General features: G+C 41.1%; 19 protein-coding genes. 13 read left to right on the top strand and 6 right to left on the bottom strand.

All coding sequences use genetic code 11. The features are described 5' to 3' along the window. Nucleotides 1–14: 14 nt before the first annotated feature. From MHM98_RS12090 to MHM98_RS12065, 7 genes are all read left to right on the top strand, one after another. Nucleotides 15–1,166, top strand: a complete 1,152-nt coding sequence (locus tag MHM98_RS12090) for a saccharopine dehydrogenase C-terminal domain-containing protein (RefSeq protein ID WP_239439581.1) — start codon at nucleotides 15–17, stop codon at nucleotides 1,164–1,166. Between the two features lie 257 nt (nucleotides 1,167–1,423). Further along, complete coding sequence (locus tag MHM98_RS12085) at nucleotides 1,424–1,849, top strand: hypothetical protein (protein ID WP_239439580.1); 426 nt, start codon at nucleotides 1,424–1,426, stop codon at nucleotides 1,847–1,849. A gap of 211 nt (nucleotides 1,850–2,060) precedes the next feature. After that, complete coding sequence (locus tag MHM98_RS12080; protein ID WP_239439579.1) at nucleotides 2,061–5,831, top strand: DNA replication protein; 3,771 nt, start codon at nucleotides 2,061–2,063, stop codon at nucleotides 5,829–5,831. Between the two features lie 118 nt (nucleotides 5,832–5,949). After that, a complete protein-coding gene (locus MHM98_RS18950) occupies nucleotides 5,950–6,474 on the top strand; it encodes a transposase (protein ID WP_343229214.1) in 525 nt (174 codons plus the stop codon). Between the two features lie 51 nt (nucleotides 6,475–6,525). After that, complete coding sequence (locus MHM98_RS18945; RefSeq protein ID WP_343229213.1) at nucleotides 6,526–6,930, top strand: hypothetical protein; 405 nt, start codon at nucleotides 6,526–6,528, stop codon at nucleotides 6,928–6,930. A 371-nt stretch (nucleotides 6,931–7,301) separates the two neighbouring features. Beyond that, nucleotides 7,302–7,682, top strand: coding sequence for a hypothetical protein (locus tag MHM98_RS12070; RefSeq protein WP_239439578.1), 381 nt, complete (start codon nucleotides 7,302–7,304; stop codon nucleotides 7,680–7,682). A 208-nt stretch (nucleotides 7,683–7,890) separates the two neighbouring features. Continuing rightward, on the top strand, nucleotides 7,891–8,403 hold the full coding sequence (locus MHM98_RS12065; protein ID WP_239439577.1) for a Fur family transcriptional regulator: 513 nt from the start codon (nucleotides 7,891–7,893) through the stop codon (nucleotides 8,401–8,403). 72 nt (nucleotides 8,404–8,475) lie between these two features. Here the strand turns inward: MHM98_RS12065 and MHM98_RS12060 are convergent, their stop codons facing one another. Together MHM98_RS12060 and MHM98_RS12055 are read right to left on the bottom strand one after the other, a co-directional pair. Then, nucleotides 8,476–10,653, bottom strand: coding sequence for a S46 family peptidase (locus MHM98_RS12060; protein WP_239439576.1), 2,178 nt, complete (start codon nucleotides 10,651–10,653; stop codon nucleotides 8,476–8,478). Nucleotides 10,654–10,816: 163 nt separating this feature from the next. After that, complete coding sequence (locus MHM98_RS12055; RefSeq protein WP_239439574.1) at nucleotides 10,817–11,227, bottom strand: helix-turn-helix domain-containing protein; 411 nt, start codon at nucleotides 11,225–11,227, stop codon at nucleotides 10,817–10,819. A gap of 108 nt (nucleotides 11,228–11,335) precedes the next feature. Here MHM98_RS12055 and MHM98_RS12050 point away from each other — a divergent pair, with 108 nt between their 5' ends. Next, a complete protein-coding gene (locus MHM98_RS12050) occupies nucleotides 11,336–11,815 on the top strand; it encodes an ester cyclase (protein WP_239439571.1) in 480 nt (159 codons plus the stop codon). Between the two features lie 37 nt (nucleotides 11,816–11,852). Here the strand turns inward: MHM98_RS12050 and MHM98_RS12045 are convergent, their stop codons facing one another. Beyond that, the gene (locus MHM98_RS12045) at nucleotides 11,853–13,706 is read right to left on the bottom strand and encodes a TonB-dependent receptor (RefSeq protein WP_239439569.1); all 1,854 of its coding nucleotides are present in this window, start codon (nucleotides 13,704–13,706) and stop codon (nucleotides 11,853–11,855) included. Nucleotides 13,707–13,822: 116 nt separating this feature from the next. Between MHM98_RS12045 and MHM98_RS12040 the strand changes: the two genes are divergently transcribed. Both MHM98_RS12040 and MHM98_RS12035 read left to right on the top strand, forming a co-directional pair. Further along, nucleotides 13,823–14,338: a peptide-methionine (S)-S-oxide reductase gene (locus tag MHM98_RS12040; protein ID WP_239439568.1), complete on the top strand. Its 516-nt coding sequence runs from the start codon at nucleotides 13,823–13,825 to the stop codon at nucleotides 14,336–14,338. An 8-nt stretch (nucleotides 14,339–14,346) separates the two neighbouring features. Then, nucleotides 14,347–14,739, top strand: coding sequence for a DUF4345 domain-containing protein (locus MHM98_RS12035; RefSeq protein ID WP_239439566.1), 393 nt, complete (start codon nucleotides 14,347–14,349; stop codon nucleotides 14,737–14,739). Nucleotides 14,740–14,840: 101 nt separating this feature from the next. On the opposite strand, the gene MHM98_RS12030 is transcribed toward MHM98_RS12035, so the two are convergent. The 3 genes from MHM98_RS12030 to MHM98_RS12020 all read right to left on the bottom strand — a co-directional run bounded on the left by MHM98_RS12030 (nucleotide 14,841) and on the right by MHM98_RS12020 (nucleotide 19,179). Beyond that, nucleotides 14,841–15,989, bottom strand: coding sequence for a sigma-70 family RNA polymerase sigma factor (locus MHM98_RS12030; protein WP_239439564.1), 1,149 nt, complete (start codon nucleotides 15,987–15,989; stop codon nucleotides 14,841–14,843). 65 nt (nucleotides 15,990–16,054) lie between these two features. Then, nucleotides 16,055–16,948: an alpha/beta hydrolase gene (locus tag MHM98_RS12025; RefSeq protein ID WP_239439563.1), complete on the bottom strand. Its 894-nt coding sequence runs from the start codon at nucleotides 16,946–16,948 to the stop codon at nucleotides 16,055–16,057. 134 nt (nucleotides 16,949–17,082) lie between these two features. Next, nucleotides 17,083–19,179: a prolyl oligopeptidase family serine peptidase gene (locus MHM98_RS12020; RefSeq protein ID WP_239439561.1), complete on the bottom strand. Its 2,097-nt coding sequence runs from the start codon at nucleotides 19,177–19,179 to the stop codon at nucleotides 17,083–17,085. A 250-nt stretch (nucleotides 19,180–19,429) separates the two neighbouring features. Between MHM98_RS12020 and metA the strand changes: the two genes are divergently transcribed. The 3 genes from metA (at nucleotide 19,430) to MHM98_RS12005 (ending at nucleotide 23,372) form a co-directional block, all read left to right on the top strand. Beyond that, nucleotides 19,430–20,368, top strand: a complete 939-nt coding sequence (gene metA, locus MHM98_RS12015; protein ID WP_239439559.1) for a homoserine O-succinyltransferase — start codon at nucleotides 19,430–19,432, stop codon at nucleotides 20,366–20,368. 111 nt (nucleotides 20,369–20,479) lie between these two features. Then, nucleotides 20,480–21,667 (top strand): hypothetical protein, encoded by a 1,188-nt coding sequence (locus MHM98_RS12010; RefSeq protein ID WP_239439558.1) that lies wholly within the window; start codon nucleotides 20,480–20,482, stop codon nucleotides 21,665–21,667. Further along, on the top strand, nucleotides 21,660–23,372 hold the full coding sequence (locus MHM98_RS12005; RefSeq protein WP_239439556.1) for a diguanylate cyclase: 1,713 nt from the start codon (nucleotides 21,660–21,662) through the stop codon (nucleotides 23,370–23,372). The genes MHM98_RS12010 and MHM98_RS12005 overlap by 8 nt, the downstream gene beginning before the upstream one ends. Nucleotides 23,373–23,414 lie beyond the last annotated feature (42 nt).

Raw genomic sequence — 23,414 nt, 5'->3', positions numbered from 1 at the left:
AATAAGAGAAGATTATGAAAACAATTCATTGGTTAGGCGCTGGTTTGTCGTCACTACCTGGCATTAAAAAAATCGCTTTATCGCCACAGCCATTAATTTTGTGGAACAGAACTTTGGCAAAGGCTCAAGAAGCCGTTGATGCGATGGGCTGTGACGTTGCGGTGAAACAACTTGATTGGGACGCGCTAACGCAAGCGGTGTCAGCAGGGGATGTAGTTGTTTCTATGCTGCCAGCGACAATGCATTTACAAGTTGCCGAGCTGTGTTTAGCCCGCAACGCGCATTTTGTATCAAGCAGCTATATTTCACCTGAAATGCAGGCGCTAGATGCCAAGGCTAAAGCTGCTGATTTATGTTTTGTTAATGAAGTGGGTCTAGATCCGGGTCTTGATCACCTGCTAGCCCATGCCTTAGTTGAAGACTACCAATCATCAGCGCATTTTAACAAAGACAACCAGCACTTCTTCCGCTCATACTGTGGCGGTTTCCCAAGCGTTGCTAACGATTTTAAATACAAATTCTCTTGGTCACCGCTAGGCGTATTAAAAGCATTAAAATCACCAGCGCAGTGGATTGAAAATGGCGAACAAGCCACCACTGAAAAGCCGTGGTTAGCGCTGCAAGACTATCAAGTGACTTTGGCAGATGGCACTAATGAAACTTTCCAAGCCTATCCAAACCGTGATTCAGTGCCATTTGTTGGTCAATACGGCATGGATGACGGCTGGAACGTTCAGCAATTTGTGCGTGGCACGCTGCGCCTAAACGGCTGGGCACAAGCGTGGGATGAACTCTTTACCCAAGTTGATACGTTAACGGGGGAAGAGGGCATGGCGAAACTTGCAGCCATCAGCGATGAGCTGTGGGACAAATACCAATACAACGAAGGCGAAGCCGATCGCGTAGTGTTATCAGTTGAGCTAGAAGTTAAAGATCCTAGCGGTGAAAACACTGTATTCAAGCAAGCTTACGGCATCGATGAAATCGGCAACGAACGCGGCTCTGCCATGGCACGTTTGGTGTCATTAACAGTTGCAATCGCGATTGAATCACTACTTGCAGGCGAACTACCAGCAGGCGTATCGCCAGCGCCTCATAAAAAGGTGATTGTCGATGGTTGGTTAGAGCAACTAGCACAACTAAACGAGCGCGTATTTGTTTCTTAGTTGTTTACAAGTAAGTTCGTAACTATGAAAAGGCTGGAATGATTTCCGGCCTTTTTTGTGGAGATTTGTGATGATTAGCTTTTTGAGATAGTTATGTACGCCTGAACCGAGATTCAATGAGAGATTTTGCTGACAACAGTTCTTTAACTATTTGACAAATATTGTTTTTATTACTAGTTTGGTTGCTTATTTTTAATTAGTGAACCGGTGTTATTGAACATGCGGGATAATATACTGCTCTGCGCCTAGGAAAGTTTGTGCCTTCAATTACAGAAAGAGAAGAGTTTTGGTTCCCATGTGATTGTGGTGAAGAACATAAGAATAAATTTATAGAGGGGCTTTCCGTAACTGAAAAAGGTGACTCTACGGAGTTTTCGGTTGCTTTACTCAATCACAACGAAGAAAAACATATTTGGTTAGCAGTTTTCATGAATGGATGCCAAGGGATTACTGAATCACCTTGTTTTTTATCTGCGCATATTTATCTAAATGAAGGGACGTTATGTTTTAGTATACAAGATGCGGAAAAATCTCCATTCACAAATGTTTATGAAGATAATCTTTATCGTATCAGTAGAGAGGAAATTTTGGCTGCTGAAGGTTTAAAAGATGCAATTGCCACATTCTACCAAGACATATCTAAAGTAGACATGGAAATAGGTTTATATCTATTCTCCAGCTAATTGAATTATCAGATAAATGAAAAATCGGAATCCATAAATATCTAGCGATTGCTAATCTTAGGGGTCAACGATTTAACGTTGTTGGTTCTCGTTACTATCTGATTGGGCGCAGTGTAAATGAGAGGTATCCGATTTGAAGTACTGGATGGGTATTATTGGGCATTCAGACCCAGCTGCCTAATTTTAGAATTTATGTCCACACAGAGGGATTATGGGAAGTCAAAACCAAATAAAATCTAAGTTGCTTGAAATAGAAGGCGGAAAATTTCAAAGACTCTGTGATGATTGGCTGTATCGAAAGGGGTATGAAAATATAAATCCAATCGGAATGATGGATACTACCGATAGAGTGGTTAAGGGAACACCCGACTGTTTGTTGATGCAGGCAAATGGAAAATATATTTTTTCAGAATATACCGTTCAACAGGACCGTCTAGCCAACAAACTAAAAGATGACATTGAAAAGTGCTTTGATGAAAATAAAACAAGCATTCCTGTAGATGAAATCAGTGAAATAATCATATGTTATTTAGGTAAACTTACTACAGAAGAAATCAACGAACTCCGAACCTTTTGCTACGATAGAGAAGTCATGTTGACTCTTAATGGGCTTGATTCAATTTCTTTAAGCATTAAGAATTCTTACCCAGTCATTTCGGAAACTTATTTAGATTTACCTTTAGATACTGGCCAATTATTGAGCGTTGATGATTTTATCGAGAGGTACGGTAGGAGTAACTTTACAACGTCTATAGACAATGAATTGCTGTTCTGTGACGATTTGTTGAATAATGCGGTTCGAACACTGGAATCATCAAACTTCTTGCTTGTATCAGGTGCAGCCGGATTAGGAAAAACATTATTTTCAGTCACTTTGGCAAAACGAATTCTGCAAGAGAATGAAGATACCAATGTTATTTGTCTTTTTGATAAAGGCGCAGACCTAATAAGGGATATTACTGCGTACTTTAGTGAGCCTGGTGATTATTTGATTTTTGTTGATGATGCTAACAGATTGGATAACAGGCTTGATTATATTCTTCATTATCTAACTGAAAAAGATGAAAACCGAAGTTTTCGCATCGTTGCCACGGTGAGAGATTATGCGCGAACTTCTGTAATCGAAAAAGTTAGCAAATACACTGAACTTCATGAGCAGGTTATTACGCCGTTAACCGACGAACAAATTAAAGAACTGGCTGAATCATTGTTTGGCATTAAAAATGGGGAGTATCAAAAACGAATTCAAGAAATATCCTGCGGCAATCCACGATTGGCTGTAATGGCTTCAAAAGTTGCTATAGAGACAAATCAAATACAATCCATTCAAAATGTCACTTCCTTGTATAGCGATTACTTTGGCGAAAATGAAAACGTAAAACTTGTTCTTGAAGATGAAAGGTTAGTTCTCGCGGCTTGCGCTATTTCGTTTTTTAGAAAGATTGACAAACTTAATGAACAACAAATGGGGATGGTAGAGAACTCTTTCGGTATACAGGCTGAGGAGTTTTGGGAACTTGTTGATATCTTGCATAAAAATGAGTTGGTGGATTTGTATGAAAATGAAGTGGTAAAAATATCTGACCAAGTTTTATCTACTTACCTTTTTTATATAGCCGTCTTTGAAAAAAAGATAATACCATTTTCGTCAATTGTTAAAGACTTCTATCCAGACTATACCAGAACTATTGTTGATTCACTTAACCCTATCATTAGTGCATTTGACCAAAGGAAAGTTGTTGCTGGCATTAGGAGTGAGGTTAAAGACATATTTGAAAAGTATTCTGAAAATGAGAACGTCGATAAATCAATAGAGTTTTTAAGCACTTTTTGGTTTGCTCTACCAACAGAGGCTTTGGTTTTTTCATCAAAGGTTATTAACGGAATGCCAGACGTTGATATTGATTGGAAAGGTGAAAGTTATGAAGAGGCTAAGAACGAAGCAGATAAATCATCTTTAATCAATTTGCTGACAAGTTTTAGGTTTTATGATGAGCAAGAATTCAAAATGTCTTTTGAATTGCTGCTTCAATACCTTGCTAAAAGTAAGGCGTCCCTTGGCTTTGTAATACGAGCACTGTCAGAACGTTACAATTTTAAGCCTAATGATTGTCGATACGGCTATTGTGTACAATCGTTCATTGTTGATAAGTTGATACAACAAATGGACAAAGGGGAGAACTACTTATTTAGTCGGCTTTTTATTTTAACGGCTAGTTACCTGTTAAAAGTTGAGCACAGAGAGCATCAGTGGTCTCGCGGTGATGCAATAAGTATTATAACTTTTAGGCTATCTCCTGATGAATACCTACTCGCTTTAAGAGATAAGATTATCTCAAACCTATCTTTTTTAATGAATAAAGAAGAGTTGCAACCTTTTGTTATTGACGTAATTAAAGAGCACATAGGCAGAGCAAGATATGAAGGAGCGGATATGGCTGAGGCTGACCTTCCTTATTTTGAACGATATTTTGTTAAAAAGTTAGACAAAGATAATTTGTCTCACTGCATGATGATGCAAGATTATTGTGAGCACCTTGAATCTTTGGAATTGAACTATCCAGTGGAGTGGAAAGAAGAGTTCTTTAATGAAACGCTTAAACTTTCAAACTTACTTCTTGAAGACAGGCATGAAGGGCGCATGCTTGAAATGGGTTATGAGGAATACAATCAATACCGCCATCAGAGTTTAGTTGAACATTTTAAAGGTATTTCAATAGCAAATTTCATTGATTTCATTGATAGGTGCAAAGAATTGAATAGTGCCCTGTCGGGTAGAGATAGGGACTATTCCTTAAAAAATGGAATTGAAATGAGTTTTCGTGCAATCGCTGAATCAGCACCAGAACTCTTTCCCGATATTGTATCTAATTACATGGATTATGATGACTCTTTTGAAGTAAATCCTCATTTCATAGTAACCGACCTGTTTAAGGCTCAATCGAGCGAAGATGTTTTCTTATTGTTAAACAGCAAAGAATATCGGTGGAAGAAACTATGGCTATCTACTTATTTTGCATTGTTACCAGAGGAGTCCATTGTTGATAATGACGCGAATTTATTAATAGAGCATATCAGCAATACTCCAAGCAATGAATTGCGAGGTTGGCTAGATTATTTAGATAAGTATAAGCGTGTTGACGATGATATATATTGCAAAATTGTCAGAATTTTAACGGATAAATCCAGCGAAGATGCTAACTATGCAAGATCACTAGGGCACCTATTCAGCAGCCACTCCAGTATATTTGGCAACTGGTTTGAAGTATTTGAGCCAGACGAGGAATTGGTTTTTGATGCGTACTTAGCCGCCTACAGTCTAGAGCGCTATTGGGATTATTCTGGCGACGCTTTAAAACATCTTTTAGATAGACGGTTTGAGTTTTTATATAAATTGATCGATCAAATATATGAAAAGGAAAGATGGCCTGACTTGCACACAAATTTGCCAGAGTTAAATTTTTTGTGGGAAAGAGAGGGCTACGTCGAAGAAATTGAAGAATACGCGAAATATCTTCAGAGTAAAGATGAACACTCTTTCAGTTATAGAGAAAATATATTTAGTAAGTTATTCACTAAAGAAAAAGGTAAAACTGAATCGGAAGAAATGGTTCAGAAAAAACATGATTTTTTCCGTAATGCCGTCAAGAAAAATGCAACGGATATTAAATTTATGTGCTTTTTATTTAATTCTGCACAATACCTTAGTGAAGAATTCAGGCGGGAACTATTAGGTTTATTTCTTAGTGAAAATGATAAATTTGAGGACTTTCAAACGTTAGATTATGAACTAACTACTTGGTCGTGGTCAGGAAGTCGAGTTCCCATCTTGGAGCGAGAAAGGAATTTTCTTGAAGGTTTACTACCGCTTTTTAATTCCATTAAGTTTCTTGAGCATAAATCCTATGTAGAGATACAAATTGAGAATAAATTAAAATCTATTGAATATGAAAAGAAGAGAGATTATCTGGAAAGCAGATAGCTTGATATATAGTGAAAGAACACTGCACTATAACGGTAAATAATAGACATCCAAAAGTTTCTGGCAATAAATCCATTTTGTCCTAGGCTAATAATCTCTCTTGGTTGAGGAGGTTGTTATGGCTAGAGCAAGAAACTGTCTAATTGATTTAGACGCCACACCTTTCTATCACGTCATTTCTCGTTGTGTTCGCCGTGCTTTTCTGTGCGGTGAAGATAAATATTCCGGTAAGAACTACAACCACAGACGCCAATGGGTATTGGATAAACTTCATGCGCTAGCGGAGATTTTCGCCATCGATATTGCTGCTTATGCAATTATGAGTAACCATTACCATTTAGTATTGCGTGTAGACCGAGCGCGTGCGTTAATTTGGTGTGATGACGAGGTGATTGAACGTTGGTATCAACTGCACAAAGGTCATCCAGTCGTTGATAGGTATCGGAAAGGCGAGATAGACGATAAAGCGAGTCTAGCCAAAGTTGCTGAAGTAGTGGCAATGTGGCGGCTGAGGCTTTATGACATTAGCTGGTTTATGCGCCATCTCAATGAGTCGATAGCTAGAGCGGCAAATAAGGAAGATAACTGCAAAGGGCGCTATTGGGAAGGTCGTTACTATTCTCAGGCATTGTTGGATGAATAAGCATTGCTATCATGCATGATGTATGTTGATTTAAATCCTGTTCGGGCTGGTATGGCTAGAAACTTAAAAGAGAGCGAATTTACTTCAATTCAAGCCCGAATTCGCAGTTACGAGCAAGACCGAAAAGCTGCTTCCAAAGACAATAAAGTCCTACCCAAGCAACCCGCTAAACTGTTGCCATTTGGCAGTTCAAAACAACCCCTTGCTATTCCATTTACCCTCTATAATTACTTTGAACTGGCGGATTGGAGCGCAAGGCAGATAGTGCCTAATAAGCGCGGATTTGTGGAAGAGCATCAGCCTAAATTACTTGATAGTTTGGGAATTGCTAGTGACGACTGGATAGAAATTGTTAATCATTTTAGACGTCAGTATGGTAACTTCGCAGGTTCTCGAGAGCGGTTGAGACAATGTGCTAACGACCATCATCACTGTTGGTATAAGGGCGTTGGCTGACGGACAAACTAGCCAAGCTATCTGAGAAATGTAGATAATCGAGCTGTTTACAGACTTTCTTTGTACTTTTATCGGTGTCTGATAGCAAAAAACACTTCTAAAACGATTTAATACCGAGTTTAACGAAATCAAATTGTTAATTGATTGAAATTTGGTGCAAAACGAATTGCAAAAAAGTGGCTGAACGTCCATGCTAACTTTTGGGTGTCAATATTTTTAGGATATCGAGCATTTCATGAATTCTGAGGTGTTTAAAAATGCCTAACAAGGTTGTATTTTTTCCTTTCTTTGTGACAAGTCATATACTTGGCATTCAATTTAGCAGCAAACTTCGACGTTAAGTTGCTCACTAGAATGGGGCTTTAGTAGCAATGGTTAAAAAAATTTTACTGCTCATATCTGTACTTTCGTTATTGAGTTTTTCTGGTTTTTCTATTTGGTTTGTACAATATAGCTATGAGCAATCTAAATCTAAATTCACTCGTAATGAAATGATAGAGTTGCAAGCTCAGTTTGAAGCAAAATTAGAGGATGAAACAATTCCAATTGATCGTGCAGAGTTAGTTTCAATCATAAAAAAACAGCATAGTCTTAATATATCGAAAGAGGAGTATGCACAAGCTCAATTTAGCTCTAGCAATAGTATGGCAGAGTTGTTAGCTACCTTACTGTTGATACATTTAGCTATATTGTTTTTCACTGTTGAGCTAAAGGGCAAGCCTAGGAAGCAAATTAATAGTGATCAAAAATAGTAGGAAGTTCCTAGTAACTGTTGAGTTGAAGCTTTCCTCTTATCTCCATTAAAGCGCAGCCCACTGCGCTTTTTTCATGCCAGTACATTCATTACGTTTTTATTTGAACACTTCCATTTTTACAAATACACACCATCAATTGTTATGTTATAACGTATTGTGGTAAGCTTTTAATAAGCGTGTTTTAAAAGAGTGTGATTGTAAGATTATGAATGGACTATCGGCGAGCGAAATGACGGCGAAAACGGTGAATGTAGATGCAGGAAAAGAGCCATTAGCATTACAACTCGCCTTTGCTGAGCAGGTTTGCCTTGCTAATCATTCTTCGTTGACTCCTAATCGCAAGAAGGTGTTGTCGGTATTGCTAAGTGAAAACAAGGCACTGTCGGCATACGATATTAAAAATGAGTTGAGTGAAATTTATGGCAAGATTCCTTTGCCAATGACCATTTATCGCTCTTTGGAATTCTTAGTCAGCATCGATTTGGTGCATCGTTTAGATACGGTGAACAAGTTTGTGATTTGTCGTCATTTTGGCTGTCAGCATCAACATCAGTTTCCTCATTTTTTAATTTGCCAGAAGTGTGGTCGTGTCGATGAGGTGAGTGAACAAATGCAGCATGTTGATTCGATTACGCAAATCGTAGCTAACAACGGTTTTAAGTTGGCTACTAAGCAGGTGGAGCTTAGTTGTATTTGTAGTGATTGTTTGGAGTCGTAATTTATTTCAAACATAAAAAAAAGGCTGGAGAATTTTACCTCTCCAGCCTTTTTCTTTTCTGATGTTAAGTGCTTACTTAACGATAGTCATTTCATCAACAACGTTTTGCGCGCCGTCGATGTTTTCCATTGTCCATAGCATGAATGGAACACTGGTGTGGATTGCGCGTTTGTATTTGGTGTCGTAATCCCAATCGCCAATGATTGATTCGTAAACGCCGTCAAATACAAGACCAACAAATTCGCCTTTGCCGTTTAGGGTTGGTGAACCTGAGTTACCGCCAGTAATGTCTAAGTTAGACAGGTAGTTTACTGGCACTGAGCCTAAATCTTTACGGTAGTATTTGCCGTAGTCTTTGTTGGCGATAGCTGTGCGGATATTTTCGAATAAATCGAATTCGTGATCGCCCGCTTTGTATTTGGCTAGTAAACCTTCCAGCGTGGTAAACGGTGTTGCCGTTAAGCCGTCTTGTGGTGAGTAACCCATTACGTTGCCGTAAGTGATACGCAGTGAGCTGTTAGCATCGGCGTATACAGGCTCGCCTTTACTCTTCTTGTAAGCAATCATAGCGTCCATGAAGGCAGGGCGCGCTTGGGCTAGTTTACCAAATAGTGCTTCGGCTTTTTTCTCTAGCTTGCGATCGTTGTCGTATTGAGACACAGCGAATTGGATGTATGGATCTTTACTGTTTTTAAAGTCGCTAACTGATTTGTTCATCCATGCTAAACGCGTCGCTTCTTCATCAAGCTTGGTGTTTTTGTGCATCATGTCCAATTTAGCGGCTAATTTCTTAGCGTCGAAGTTTTTGCCAATGCCGAAGAACTTATCAAAGGTCGCGTTGCGCTCTTTCTTAGGAAGCTGCGCGTACAAGCCGATGAAGTGCTCAAGTACTGCTTTATCAACCTCTGCGTCGTAACGACGGTTAACGCGCTTCATACCTTGAGTAAAGCGGTTCATGTCGCGCTCTTGATAACCTTGCTTACGCTCTGTATCTGGCTTAGCTTTTTCGTTAGCTAGACGGTATAGACGCTTAGCAACGCTCATCATGTTGGTGCTACCGAAGTAACCCATGATTAAATCGCGCTCTTGGCCTTTTTGTGTTTGGGCAATTAGCTCATTCAGCTCAGTTAACGCTTTGCCGTATTTACGCTTGCGTTGTTTCGAGCTGTTGATCCATTTTTGTAGATCTTTTAGTTCAGCTTGCTTACGCGCTAGCATGTCGCCTTTGTTGTAACTTTCGATCATTGAGCCGAAATTTTTAGCGTAGTTCGCTAGGCTTGCTAGGGTACTTTCGTACTTGATACGCGCATCGCTGCCTGCTGGTGCAACGTCTTTGATAATGTTGATGTAGTCTTCGCGGTATTGCTTAGACGTTGGGTAAACCCAAGTAAATTGGTTTTCTACTTCATCAACAGTGCGGTAACGGTTGGTGCGGCCTGGATAGCCAAGAACCATTACGTAATCGCTGTTACGTACGCCATCAGCATTCACTTTTAGGAAGGCTTGAGGTTTGAATGGTACGTTGTCTTTTGAGTAATCGGCTGGCTTGCCATCTTTGCCAACATAGGCGCGGTAGAATGCCCAGTCGCCAGTGTGACGTGGCCACATCCAGTTGTCGGTGTCGCCGCCAAATTTACCAATGCTTGATGGTGGTGCATAAACTAGACGCACATCGCGGATGGCGAGTTGTTTGATCAGGAAGTATTCTAGGCCGCCGTGGAAGCTGTAGACTTCACAGCGGTAGTCTTGTGACGTTTCACAGGCTGATACGAGTTCTTTTTGATTCTTTTCAATCGCTTTGAAGTAGGCTTGGCCTTTTACTGATGAGCCAATAGAGCCGGTAATTTTGTCGGTAACATTCGTTAGTGATTCAGTTACGTAAATGCGTGAGCCCGGTGCTGCTTGAAGTTCTTGTGATTTGTTTTTTGCAACAAAACCTTTTTTCAGCAGGTTGTTTTTTTCAGTCGAGTTGTACTGAATTGAACCGTATGCACAGTGATGGTTGGTAATGGCTAAGCCTTGATCAGATAGGAAAGACGCAGTACAGCCACCAAGACTGATAATGGCGTTCATTGGAAATTGATCGAGGTTTTCCATTTTTGTTGGATCAAGTTTTAATCCAGCTTTTTTTAACTTACCGCTAATTTCTTTTAATTGATGCGGTTGCCACATACCTTCGTCGGCGAAGGCGTTGCCAGCAATAAGCGCTGAGGCCAAAGGAAGTGCCTTTAGCAAATTTTTGTTCAACATAGTTTTAGTTCCTAGGTGTTTTCATTTTGTATCGCTGGCAGTGTTGATACCGTCAGTGATAGACCATGGCCCGTTATAATGTAACAAATGTTACTAGTAGACAAGGTCAATATTCCTAGTTTCTATGCTTTGGCGCGCTTTAGTTGTAAATAGATGTTTCTATTTAAGCGGTTAGTGACTTTTGTAGTTGTTGTTTCAGCTGCGCAATGAGGCTTTGGCGATCGTTTTTAATGCGCTCAATCATACCAGCAGGCACCATGAGATCTGCTTGGTAAGTGTGACTCCATACCATTATCTCTAAAATAATCGGCAGTAAATCGATACCTTGTTGGGTGAGTTGGTAGTGCTTTTTTCGTTTGTCATTCGGATTGACGGTTTTACTGAGCAAATGCTGCTTTTCAAGGTGCTCTAAACGACTAGAGAGTATGTTGGTGGCTATTTTTTCGTCCGATTGTTGCAACTCTGAAAATGAGGTTTTGGCAAAGAACAGCATGTCTCGCAAAATTAATAAACTCCACTTATCACCAAAAATATCTAGTGCGTGGGCAATTGGGCAATCTGAACGTTTTGTCATCTTAAGTTCTCTGTGGCGTTTGAAAGAACCATTGTAAATAACTTGCAAAATGCAATCAAATAAATTAACTTGCGATTTACAAGTTAATTTATTTGATGTGAGGAAAGAATGTCAGCACCTATTATCGAACAAGCGCCTTTGATGAAATCGCACTGGAGTGAGCAGGAGAGGGTTAACGCGCAAGTTGTGTTAGATTTTGTGCAACTATTGATGAATGATCACAACTTTGAGGCGCTGCGAAATCAGCATCAAAACAATCCGTATAAACAGCACAATCGGACGATGAGCGATGGTATTGAAGGTGTGTTAAGCACTATTGCAGATTTAGTGAAGAAGTTTCCAACATTTAGCTATGACGTTAAGCGCGTTTTTGTCGATGGTGACGAAGTGATTATTCACGCTCACGCGACGCTAAAAGCAGCTCATCGCGGTGATGATACGCAGGGCATGAATATTGTCGATATTTGGAAACTAGCAGATGGTATTCCCGTCGAGCATTGGGATGCAGTTCAAGGCTTGAGTTTGTCGATGCGCCTTTATGGCTTGTTGACTGGTGGTAAGGTTGCTAATAGTAATGGCGTTTTTTAAAAGAGCGCCCCATTAAGCAGGGGCGCTGTGACGTTAGTTACCAGCGGTAAGTGGCAGTAAACGAATATTGGTCGCCGCGACCTGGCGTACCGGGAATTTCTTCAAACTCTTCTTCCCACAGGTTATCGGCTGATAGGCTTAGCTCTAAGCCATCCAATTGACTTGGTTTATAGATGGCGGTGAGATGCGTAAACAATGCGTTATCATCGCCGTTACGCAGGGCGTTTTTCTCTTGGGTGCGCCATTCGTTGTCGATGCGAAGTTCGACATCGTCAAGCGGACGCCAAATAGCGCCTAGTGTAATGCGATGTGTTGGGTAGTTAAGCGCATAGAAGCTGGCATCAACGCTGGCGTTGCCATAATCTTCTGATTTCTTCAGATGCGTATAACTCGCCACAATATCAGCATTGTCAAAGCGTTTAACGGCAATAAGTTCTAAACCAAGGGTTTTGATATCAACTGGATTTGCTGAGCGGGCTGATGTTGAGTCGAAGCTATAAGTCCAATCCGCTAAGTCGTTATCCCAACGATGGAATAGGGCAGCGTCTAAGTTCCAGCCTTGGCGATCGAGTGACATGCCTAATTCAAGGTTGTCGCTAGTTTCGCGTTTTAGGTTGTGATTACTTCTAAATAGGCCGCCAGTTTCGCTACCGCCGATAGCAGTGTAGCCAGATACTTGGCTCGCTTGTGAATAAGAGAGATAGAAACTGTCTTGACCGTCATCGCTATTTGGCTTGCTCCACGTGATATCACCAATGACTGATGTGTGTGAATCGTCGCGATTGGTATCGTCAAAGCTGAGGCCTAAACGAATTTTTAATTGCTCGTCGTTAGCCAATGGCATGTGGTATTCAGGGAGCACACTGAGTTTGGTGTAACTACGCGAGGTAAAGTTGCGCTCAAGGGTGGTTGAGTTGATTTTATCTTCTGCAAATTGACTGGTGTAGTTCAATGCTATGGTGTCATTAAAACGGTGGTAACCAGCTAGGGCAATCGATTTCACGTCAGTGTCGTGGAAGGCTTCAAACGCTGATGGATTCTCGCGTGAAAAAACGTAGTGATCTTTGTGCTGGCGATGATAAGCCGTAATCTCGAAATTGTTGTCATTGCCGTAGCTTTGACGGTGATTAAGCATCAATAACTGAGTATCTAAATCTTCGGTTTCGTTGACGTTAAACGGTGTGTACATATTTGGCCAACCGAAGAACTTTTCTTGATCGCCAAAAAATAAATCGGTTTGCGAATCTTTGCTCACCAGTTGCAGGCGGCCAGAGGCGCGTTGATAGTCGTGATCGCCATTGTCGATGCTGCCATCGCTTGTCGATCGCGAGAATTCACCTTCAAAGCCAAGTGTCCAACCATCGTTAGATAAATCTGATGTGCCAGCAGCGTGAATACGTTGCAAGTTTAAACCATTGTTACCAATGCCAGCGCTGACGCTGCCGCCGTTTTTGATTTGACGCCAACCAAAAGAGACGGTGCCAACAGAGCTGTTAAGTCCTAAAAGGGCGTTATCTGCACCCGTTAACACATCAGCTGTAGTTAGCATTTCAGGGGCGACAGGAATTTCTGCAAAGTAGTGACCAGTTTGTGGATCCATTAACGTGGCGCTACCAATTCTAAAACCAGTATTTTCGAAAATACCGCCGCGAATAGTGACATCAGCCTGCGCTTCAGCCATGTTACGCGATTGAAGATCGATACGTGGGTCGAATTCTAAATTTGACACTGGCATATTGAAGGTGCCAACCGGTTGGTCGTTGGCAGTAGTGCGGCCTTCGATGGTAATTTTTTCAATTTTTTTACTGCTGTCATTTGTGTCATTGGCTACAGCAATAAATGATGTGCTAACAAGCAACGTAAGGGCACTGACTTGTGCAACTCGATTCATTTTAATACACTCGCGGTCGTTAAGTTTTTCTAGGCTGAGATTGATTTCGCGGCAGATTCTATAACAAATAATCAATCATCGCACTTGATAACTATTCTCAATTGGTACGACAAGTTATGACGAATACAACGCAGACAACAACCAACACATCAAGCCACACTATTTATTTTGCTGGTGGCTGCTTGTGGGGCGTGCAGGAATTTTTTCGTCATTTACCTGGTGTGGCGCAAACTCAGGCCGGACGCGCCAATGGTACCAGTAATAATACTCGCGCTGCTTATGACGGTTATGCAGAGTGCGTGAAAGTCGAGTTTGACCCTGCACAGGTTAGCGTCGAGCAGTTGATGGGGTATTTTTTCGAAATTATCGATCCCTATAGTGTTAATAAGCAGGGAGAGGATGTCGGTGAGAAATATCGCACTGGCGTCTATAGCGAGCATCAATGGATGCTCGATGCGGCAAGATCATTTATCACTAGCAGAGACGATGTTGAAAAGGTTGCGGTTGAAGTATTGCCATTAATTAACTATGTAGCAAGTGATGATGAGCACCAAGATCGCTTAACGCGTTTTCCCAATGATTACTGTCATATTCCGTTGGATTTGCTGCATAAATATAAATCAGATAATTAGGACTGCGCATGATGAGCCTGAATAAACTTTTTATAACTATGTTTGCGCTGTTTTTTGTTGCTTATGGTGTCGTCTTTATTGGTTGGCCTAATACAATGCTGCATTGGGTTACAGGCGGGGCTGTCGATACGCAATCTGGCGTGATCGATTTAAGGGCGACTTATGGTGGCATGTCACTTGCCGTTGGCGTTTTGCTATGGTGGTTTGCTCAAAATGCCAGTTTACATCTATTGGGATTGAAGTTTATTCGTTTGCTGATGCTAATGATGGCGTTTGGAAGATTGGTTGGCTTGATTGTTGATGGCAATCCTAATTGGGTGATGTGGCTGTATTTATCCTTAGAAATTATCTCTGTGGTGATGAGTAGTTATCTGAGTAAGCGTTTATCGAACGCTGAATAGATTAGTATCTTTGTTTCTTTCATGTAATAAAAGAGCCGATTTAATTGTTTAAATCGGCTTGTATTTGTTCTGCAATCGCATCAATGTCTTATGCCAATTGGTTATAGAAAGTGGCTAAAGCGGCCGCTTTGATAGAGTCCGACGAGTAGTCCTAAAGTTCCGCCACCAAATCCCACTATATAGCCCAATTTACAGGACCATTGACTGCGCGTTAGTATTTTTGCAGCTCTGGTGTCATTGGGCGCTTGTCGAGTGAGATTGTCGCGACTTATGCGATTGGTACTCGACACTACCACAGTCAAACCAACTAAAAACAACGTATAGGCGATTACGGGCAATAACCAGCCTTGTGTCCACTGATAACTCGCGGTTAATCCTATCGCACTGATGACAATCCACAGATTTCCTTGGCGTTTGAGTTTTTGTAGTTTCTCGATATCAGCGTGGTTATCGATGTGTTTAATAGTGCGATTAATGGCGAAGTTGTTGGCGAGTACACCAAAGAAAGCGCCAATAACTGCACCGCCAAGCAGATAAAACAGCTTTGATAGCCAGTGAGATTGAGTTGCTGCCGCCGAGCTGCCAATAGTCGCTGCTGCAACAGGTGATGCGCTTGCCGTTGCTATTAACGTCGATAATTCAAGTGCAACAGGCGTGGTGGCAAACAGCACCTTGCCGTATTTATGCAAAATATCTTGTTTGAGCAATTCGCGAATGCGCTGCAAGCGTTTACGGACGGTTGCTGGAGTTAGGCCCAGTAATTTGGCGACGGCATTGGCGTCGTGTTCTTCGCGATAATAGAGGACGATGATTTCACGGCTTTCATCCGGCAATTGCGATATTAGGTGGTTAATCACCTGATTTTGTTGCTGTTGAATTAATTGATGCTCACTGCTGTCAGTTTGATTAATGACTTCATCTAGCAATGATTCTATGGTGTCATCTTCGCTTGCAATTTCACTGTGCACTTTGTTGTCGCGAATAAAGTTTAGTGCCGTGTAGCGTGTGATTTGTCGTGCCCATGGCAGCAGACTATCGGTATTTTTAAGCTCATTGAGTTGTTGCCAAATTTTGATAAACACCAACTGACTAACATCGCGACTGTGACCTAAATCTTTAGTCATGGCTAAAGCAATCGCATGCACTGTATTGTTGAGGTAATTAACAAGTGTCGAAAAAGCTTGTTTGTCACCAGATTGCGCGAGACGTAATGTATCTTGGTCAATTAATAATTTTGTAGAGACTGTCATCATTAAACCCTTAAGTAGATTATGCGGCGGGCTATATCGCCCGCAACGCGTTGTTGTGCTAGCAGCTAGCTGTTTGGCTGCTGTTTAATAAAGTTTTTAATTGTTGCCAGTAACCAGTCTTTTTGATCCCACATTAAAAAGTGATTTCCTTGCTTATTCATAATTAACGAGACCTTTGGCGCGTCTGCTAATTGCGCTTTATACATTGCCTGTGCAGCCTGATGCTGCTGCTCAGTTTTAAACGCGCCAGAGGCACCAATTAATAGCACAGGGTTTGTGACATTGGCTAGCTTAGGTCGGAGATCGGTCGTCATTACCCAGCTTAGGGCGCTGCCTGCAGTGTGTGGATCTGATTGCTTTGCCATGGCCAATATATCTTTATAACGCGCCTTATTATTGGTTTGCAGGGCGATGCCTTGTTGGGTGAACGCCACCATTTGCTGGGGCGTTGCATTTTGATACATCGCTTTTATCGCTGTTGCCTGTGGCGCTAAATCTTGCGCGGTGGTTTGATTACTACGGGTAAAAATAGGGCCAATAAACGGTAGGCCATCGACAGATATTGCGGCCTTTAATTTGATGCTAGGATTGAGTGACGCGTCAAATGCCAGCAATCCGCCCATGCTGTGACCGACTAAAATCGGCTCTGCTAGCTTATTTGAACTGAGGTAAGTTGCCAGTTCAGCTTTGATGGTGCTAGCGATGTCATCTGCATTCTTACACGCTGGGTTTTTACCAAATCCAGCAATAGATAGTTGATGCACTTGATAGTTGTTCGCAAGATTAGCGCTGATTTCATCCCAAACCGTTTCATCGCTGATAAATCCCGGTAGTAGAAGAACCGCTTGTCCTTGACCAGACACCTTGGCATTAAGGCATTGATTAGTTGTCGCTGCTGCTTGGTTGTGTGATAGAAAACTTGCAGTGATTAGTGCTATTGAGCAAAGTGTTTTTTTCATGATGATTCCCGTTAATTAGTATGTTCATTAACTAAGTCACGAGAGCGGTGAAATGTGTGACAAACTTTTTTCAGTAATTAACAAAAAAGCCGATTTAATTGCTTAAATCGGCTTTTGTTTGCGTGAGCGTATGACTACTTAAGTTGTTGCCATAAGTAGCTATAAACTAGGGCGTACATGTCGGCGCGCTGTTTGTTGTCTGCTGCGCCGGCGTGACCGCCTTCGGTGTTCTCGTAGTAGTAAACATCGTGTCCGAGATCTTGCATCTTGGCTACCATTTTACGCGCGTGACCAGGGTGAACGCGGTCGTCTTTGGTAGATGTTGTGAAGAAAACTTTCGGGTAGTCTGTTTTCGCATCTAAGTTGTGGAATGGTGAGTAAGTTTTAATGTATTCCCACATTTCCGGCTTGTCTGGATCGCCGTATTCAGCTGCCCAGCTCGCGCCCGCGAGTAACTTGGTGTAGCGCTTCATATCAAGTAGTGGTACCTGACACACAACAGCGTTGTATAAGTCTGGACGACGCGTAAATGCCGCGCCCATTAGTAGACCACCGTTACTACCACCTTGAATACCTAGATGCGCAGGAGAAGTGATTTTACGATCGATAAGATCCATCGCGATAGCTTCGAAATCTTCATACGCCTTGTGACGGTTTTTCTTTAGCGCTGCTTGGTGCCATTTAGGACCAAATTCACCACCGCCGCGAATGTTTGATAAAACGTATACGCCGCCTTTCTCTAACCAGTTTTTACCGCGTAGTGCGCTGTATGATGGTTTTAACGAAACTTCGAAACCGCCGTAGCCGTATAGTAATGTTGGATTTTTACCATCGAGGACTGTGTCTTTTTTCATGATGGCAAAATATGGAACCTTGGTGCCATCTTTAGACGTTGCCCAGTATTGATGAGTTACCATGTCATCGCTGTTAAATTGCGATTTTTGAGCTTTTAACTGAGTTAGTTTGCCTGATTCACCATCGACTTTGTAAAGGGTCGCAGGCTTAAGGAAGCTGGTGTAGGTTAGGAAAAAGTCATCGCTGCTTTCGCTGGTATTGAAAACGCTGATGCTGCCTTTATCATCGATATTGACGGCTTTGCTTTGCCATTGGCCGTTAGTGTTGGTAAAGCGTAAAACTTTTGATTTTACGTTGTCTAACACGCTCACTAGTAACGCACTCTTAGTCGCTTGAACTGAAGTAATAGCGAGGCTTGGTGTTGGGGTGATCAGCGTTTGGTAGCTGGCGTTATCTTTTAGAATATCCTTTAGCGGTGCAAATACGATGCTGCCTTGCGCTAATTCTTTACCGTTAACTTTCCATGCTGATTTTAACTGGATAAATAAATCGCCATTTAGGAATGCACTTAAGCTGGCATCTTTAGGAATTGGCAGTTTAACTTTTTTACCGTCTTGCAATACGTAGATATCACGCGTGTAAAAAGATGTTGAATCGTAAACAATATTCACTGATTGCTTACCATCGCGCAATACAAAACCAGAAGCTGCTACTGATGATGGGTCGGCGTGGAAAACTTGTTTAGCGCTCGACAGTGGTGTGCCGCGATTCCAAATCTTAACAACACCCGGGTAACCTGAATCCGTTAAGCTGCCTTTACCGAAATCAGTACCGACAAATACGGAGTTTTCGTCGCGCCAGCTAATTGAATTTTTGGCTTCTGGCAGGGTGAAACCATCTTTAACGAAGGCTTTTTTACTGATGTCGAATTCACGCACGACAACTGCGTCGGTACCGCCTGGTGATAAACTGACTAAACAGCGGTTGTAGTCTGGGTAAAGACAGTTCATACCTTTGTAAACCCAGCTTTGGCCGTCTTTTTTAGCCAGCTCGTCGATGTCTAAAATCGTTTCCCATGTCGGGTTTTCTTTTTTGTACTCTTCTAGCGTTGTACGGCGGTATAAGCCGCGCTGATTGTTTTTGTCCGTCCAGAAGTTGTACAGGTAATCGCCGCGTTGTGTGGCGTAGGCGATACGGTCGTTTGAGTTAAGTAGCTTAAGGTTTTCATCATAGCTCTGTTGATAAACAGGGTTTGATTTCAAGCTCGCAAAGGCTTTGTTGTTTTGCGCATCAACCCAAGCTAGCGGTTTTTCACCTTGAACTTCTTCAAGCCATAGATAATCGCTGTCAGGTTTGACAACGGCGTTATTTGTCGTTTGGCAAGCTGTCAGCGCTAGGGTAGCAAGCGATGCCGTAACAATTGCAGTTTTTTTCATGTTAGCAATCCGGTTGTTTTTGTTCTTATAAATGAGTGTATTGAAAGTGGGGATGTCCCATTTTCGGGATTTTTCAGCGAATAAATGTATCAGCCTTAATGACACAGTCAACAATAATGGTGGCTTTTCTAGTAACGAGATGTGAATGTAACCTGACTAAAACAAATAATTCACGATAAACATCTAGACGTCTAGATGCCTTTGGGTTAAATTATCTACACTTGTAGTAAAACAAATTAGCGAGTGCGCTGTGCCAATTAATATTCCCGATAAACTGCCTGCCAAAAACGAGTTGCGACAAGAAAATATTTTCGTCATGAGCGAGTCGCGCGCCTTGAGTCAGCAAATTCGTCCGATGAAGGTGCTATTACTTAATTTAATGCCCAATAAAATCGAAACAGAAACTCAGCTGTTGCGCTTACTAGCTAATACGCCATTGCAGGTGGATGTGGAATTTCTACGTATTCACAGCAACATTTCAAAACACACACCACAAGATCATATGAATGACTTTTATCGCGATTTTGATGAAATCAAAGATAAAAACTTCGATGGTTTGATTATTACCGGTGCGCCATTGGGTGATGTTGATTTTGACGATGTGATTTATTGGGAGAAGATAAAAACAGTATTCGATTGGTCGCAGCAGCACGTTACCGCAACGCTTTTCTTATGTTGGGCGGCGCATGCGGCTTTTTATCATTTGTATGATTTAGAGCGTTACATTCGCGATAAAAAAATCGCTGGGGTGTTTTTACATCAGCGCAGTCAGCTTCACGATCCACTGCTGCGTGGTTTCGATGATGAATTTTGGGTGCCGCATTCTCGCTTGGCACAAATGAATGTTGATGAGCTGCGTCAGCATCCTGATCTCGATATTCTCGCTGCCTCCGATGAAGCTGGGGCTTACTTGGTGGTGAGTAAAGACAGACGCCGTTTATTTGTTTTGGGGCACCCTGAATACAATGTCTCGACACTTGGCGATGAGTACAAGCGGGATAATGATGCGGGATTATCACCATCGATTCCAACCAATTATTTTCCTAATGACGATGCAAGCCAAGAGCCAAGAGGTTGCTGGCGAAGTCATGCTAATTTATTGATTTCAAATTGGCTTAATTATTATGTGTATCAAATTACGCCATTTGATTTATCCCATTTACATCGCCGTACGCCTTGGGAAAAGTAATTTCGGATAATCTGAAAATAATTCTAGTATTGGTAGAGTTAGCGACTATAATCAGCGAGAAACCACCGTTATCGGTGGTTTTTGTTTTTTTGTCATTGGAAGAGTTATCTGTTGAGAATTTTATTAATACCTATTGTTTTAATGCTAACTGCCTTTTCAGTTTCCCATGCCGAAGAACCAGATAAATTATTCCAGAACGACTGGGATTATAGTGAACAATTTCCTAGGGATGCGCGACAAAAAGTCAGCCATAAAATTTCTCAACAAGACTCGAAAATTCACATATTGCAGCTCGCCAAGTTAGATATCACTCAAGGAAATATTAAGCAGGCAGTCGAGGGACTAAATTCTTTAAAAGAACCAGAATTAACCCAGCCACAATTACAATTTTATTTATACAATCGTGCAAATTTAGCGGTAAAACAGGGTAATCCTGTTAGTGCTGAACGCTATTTGAGGCGCTTACAAGGTGATGAGTTTGATGGCGTTAATAACGTCGACGGGTTCTGGTTATCAATTCTTGAAGGTGAAATTTATTTGCTGACTAATGAATTTGAACGGCTAACTAACAAGATTCATTTGTTATCGAGAGAGACGTCTTTAAATAACAGAGTTTGCCGATTAAAGTTGCTTGAAGCTGCGATGATTCTAAAACAGCAACGAAAAAGCCGAGCAGATTTTATTAAAAGCCAGTTGGTGACTCATTGTTTTAGTCTCAATCAATCGGTTTACGTTGCCCGTGCATATCTTGACGTTGTTGCTTTGAACTATAAAGCGCATGACGAGCCAGAAGAATCTCTTGCGCTACTCGAAGACGCCAGCACTCTATTCAAGTTACAACGAGTTAACGATGAATTTATTAATGCGCAATTATCACTTGCACAGCTCTACCAGTCGACTAGTGACGATAGACTTTCTAAAGTACTTAACTTTTTAAAACCGCTGCTTAGTGATATCAATAATCAACAGCTCCGTGCGCGATACTTTAAATTGAGTGCTTTTGTTAATCAGCAAATAGGCGATCTCAATGGTGAATTACAAGACCTTAAATCATATGCCCAAGCATTAGCGGATATTGAAAAAGAGCGACGATATATTAATGCTAGCTACCTCGAATATAGCGTTGAGGCAGAGCGTGCTCGTTTGAGTCGAGAAATGAACAAACAACAGTTATTGCTAACTGAAACCAAAAACACAGTAGATACTCATCGACTAATACTATCTGTTTTACTTATTACCTTGTTTTCATTAGTTATTGGTTATTGGTTGTTGGTAAAAAGCAGGAGGTCTAATGTTTAGAACAGCACTTCTAACGGGCCTCTTATTTATCCTACTAAATTGTTTGAGTATGGCAGTAAAAGCGGCGCCAGTAGACTCTGTAATTGCTGAACTTCAACTTGCTGATGATAACTTATATGTTGATTTAGCAAATTCGATGAAGGTGATTGAAAAATACAGTCGAAAGAGTGACTCACTGACACCGCCGCAGTTGTCGCGACTGACTACGGTTAAGCTTAGAGCTTTATTGATTACTGGACAAATGGATAAGGCCGCTCTGTTTATTAATAGCGTAAAGCCAAGTGTTTTAGAGCAAGCGGATTTATTGATGTTTCACTATTTGGTCATCCGTTATGGTCAAGCAGTCGAAGATTTTGTGTTGTCATTTCAACATCTCAATTATGCATTGAAACTAAATGATGACTCTCTGTCGATTGCTTTGCGGCTTAAAATATTACTTGCAGCGACTGATTTAAATATCGATGCTGGTACTTATCGCAACGCAGAAAAGTGGCTAAACCAAGCGACTAAATTAGTTGAACACTCATCGGACATATCGTTAAAGTGCTCTTTAAATCATACACAAATCTACTTTTTGGCGAAGCAAGAGTTGTACGATAAAGTTGCCCAAATTGTCGACGAAGCCATTGATATATGTACCCAAAGCAATGAGCCTGTTTCACTAAGCATGTTCCATGTTTCAAGATCATTTATGTTTGCGAAAAGAGGCGAGTATTCAACTCAGCAACAAATACTCGAATTTGTTCTTAAGGAATACGGCGAGTTAAATGGTCAATTTAACGTCCACCACAACAAATTGTTATTGGCTGAATCTTTTATCAATCAAGATTTGATAGTCGAGGCGCAGGACTTATTAGCGTCTATTTTGCCTGATATAAAAGCCAGCCGTAGTGAATCAAATCTAGCTACTGTGTATCGATTGACAAGCGCGATATATGAGAAGAACGGAGATATCTCAAGCGCCGTTAGCTCATACAATAGCTTTATTGATTATCAGAGTCGTTATGATACGGCCGTCAATGAAAATCAACTGATTTATCTTAATGCGCAACTAGCCAGTTCAGATACGGATCTCGATGAGCTATTGCAGCAATTGATTGCCCAAAATAGATCTGAGAAAAAGAACTTAAGTCTGCTAAATACAGTAATAGGTCTTACTTGCGCGGCATTGGTGTTGATTTTGATAGGTTTTGCGACCCGCTATGTAAAAAATCACCGAAAAGTTCAGATAATTGAAAGTAGAAACTTAGATGCCTTGACTAGGTTGTTAAGCCGAGCAGCAGGTCAGCAAAAACTCGTTAATCGTTATTTGGCAGATAACTACCCAAACCAGCAAATTTTGTTGGGATATTTAAAGATTAGAGAATTAAATACGATTATCCAATCTTATAGTTTTGATCACGGCGATAGACTAATTGCTAAAGTCGCTCATAGGCTTAAGGCGCTTAAACATTCTGATTTGGACATATTTATAGATGAAAGCGCCAATTTTGTTGTTAGCTGCATTGCACCGCTTGATAGCGATATTAATCTATTATTTAACGATATGCAGGATGCAGTTAGCTCTATAAGTCTCAGTGGCGTAGAGAATTCAGATTATCATTTCGATATTGCCTATGGTGTCTATCAAACAGATAGCACCTTAACTTCGATAGCCACACTAGCGCAGCAGCTAGATGATCTTAAGCTATCACTGTCTAATTAATTTTAACGGCTAGTGACGTAACTTCGCTGCTAGCTGTTAAAT

It is taken from the genome of Psychrobium sp. MM17-31 (assembly GCF_022347785.1).
Lineage (GTDB): Bacteria > Pseudomonadota > Gammaproteobacteria > Enterobacterales > Psychrobiaceae > Psychrobium.
Note: the sequence above shows the minus strand (reverse complement) of the source record. Positions and strands in the feature narration are given on the sequence as shown.

Bases quoted from the DNA above. Each gene is read 5' to 3' on its own strand.
- MHM98_RS12005 (WP_239439556.1), top strand. From the start codon at position 21,660: ATGTTTAGAACAGCACTTCTAACGGGCCTCTTATTTATCCTACTAAAT.
- MHM98_RS12050 (WP_239439571.1), top strand. From the start codon at position 11,336: ATGTCAGCACCTATTATCGAACAAGCGCCTTTGATGAAATCGCACTGG.
- MHM98_RS12080 (WP_239439579.1), top strand. From the start codon at position 2,061: ATGGGAAGTCAAAACCAAATAAAATCTAAGTTGCTTGAAATAGAAGGC.
- MHM98_RS12025 (WP_239439563.1), bottom strand. From the start codon at position 16,948: ATGAAAAAAACACTTTGCTCAATAGCACTAATCACTGCAAGTTTTCTA.
- MHM98_RS12045 (WP_239439569.1), bottom strand. From the start codon at position 13,706: ATGAATCGAGTTGCACAAGTCAGTGCCCTTACGTTGCTTGTTAGCACA.
- MHM98_RS12020 (WP_239439561.1), bottom strand. From the start codon at position 19,179: ATGAAAAAAACTGCAATTGTTACGGCATCGCTTGCTACCCTAGCGCTG.
- MHM98_RS12030 (WP_239439564.1), bottom strand. From the start codon at position 15,989: ATGACAGTCTCTACAAAATTATTAATTGACCAAGATACATTACGTCTC.
- MHM98_RS12070 (WP_239439578.1), top strand. From the start codon at position 7,302: ATGGTTAAAAAAATTTTACTGCTCATATCTGTACTTTCGTTATTGAGT.
- MHM98_RS12055 (WP_239439574.1), bottom strand. From the start codon at position 11,227: ATGACAAAACGTTCAGATTGCCCAATTGCCCACGCACTAGATATTTTT.
- MHM98_RS12090 (WP_239439581.1), top strand. From the start codon at position 15: ATGAAAACAATTCATTGGTTAGGCGCTGGTTTGTCGTCACTACCTGGC.
- MHM98_RS12065 (WP_239439577.1), top strand. From the start codon at position 7,891: ATGAATGGACTATCGGCGAGCGAAATGACGGCGAAAACGGTGAATGTA.
- MHM98_RS12040 (WP_239439568.1), top strand. From the start codon at position 13,823: ATGACGAATACAACGCAGACAACAACCAACACATCAAGCCACACTATT.
- MHM98_RS12060 (WP_239439576.1), bottom strand. From the start codon at position 10,653: ATGTTGAACAAAAATTTGCTAAAGGCACTTCCTTTGGCCTCAGCGCTT.
- MHM98_RS12035 (WP_239439566.1), top strand. From the start codon at position 14,347: ATGATGAGCCTGAATAAACTTTTTATAACTATGTTTGCGCTGTTTTTT.
- MHM98_RS18945 (WP_343229213.1), top strand. From the start codon at position 6,526: ATGGCTAGAAACTTAAAAGAGAGCGAATTTACTTCAATTCAAGCCCGA.
- MHM98_RS18950 (WP_343229214.1), top strand. From the start codon at position 5,950: ATGGCTAGAGCAAGAAACTGTCTAATTGATTTAGACGCCACACCTTTC.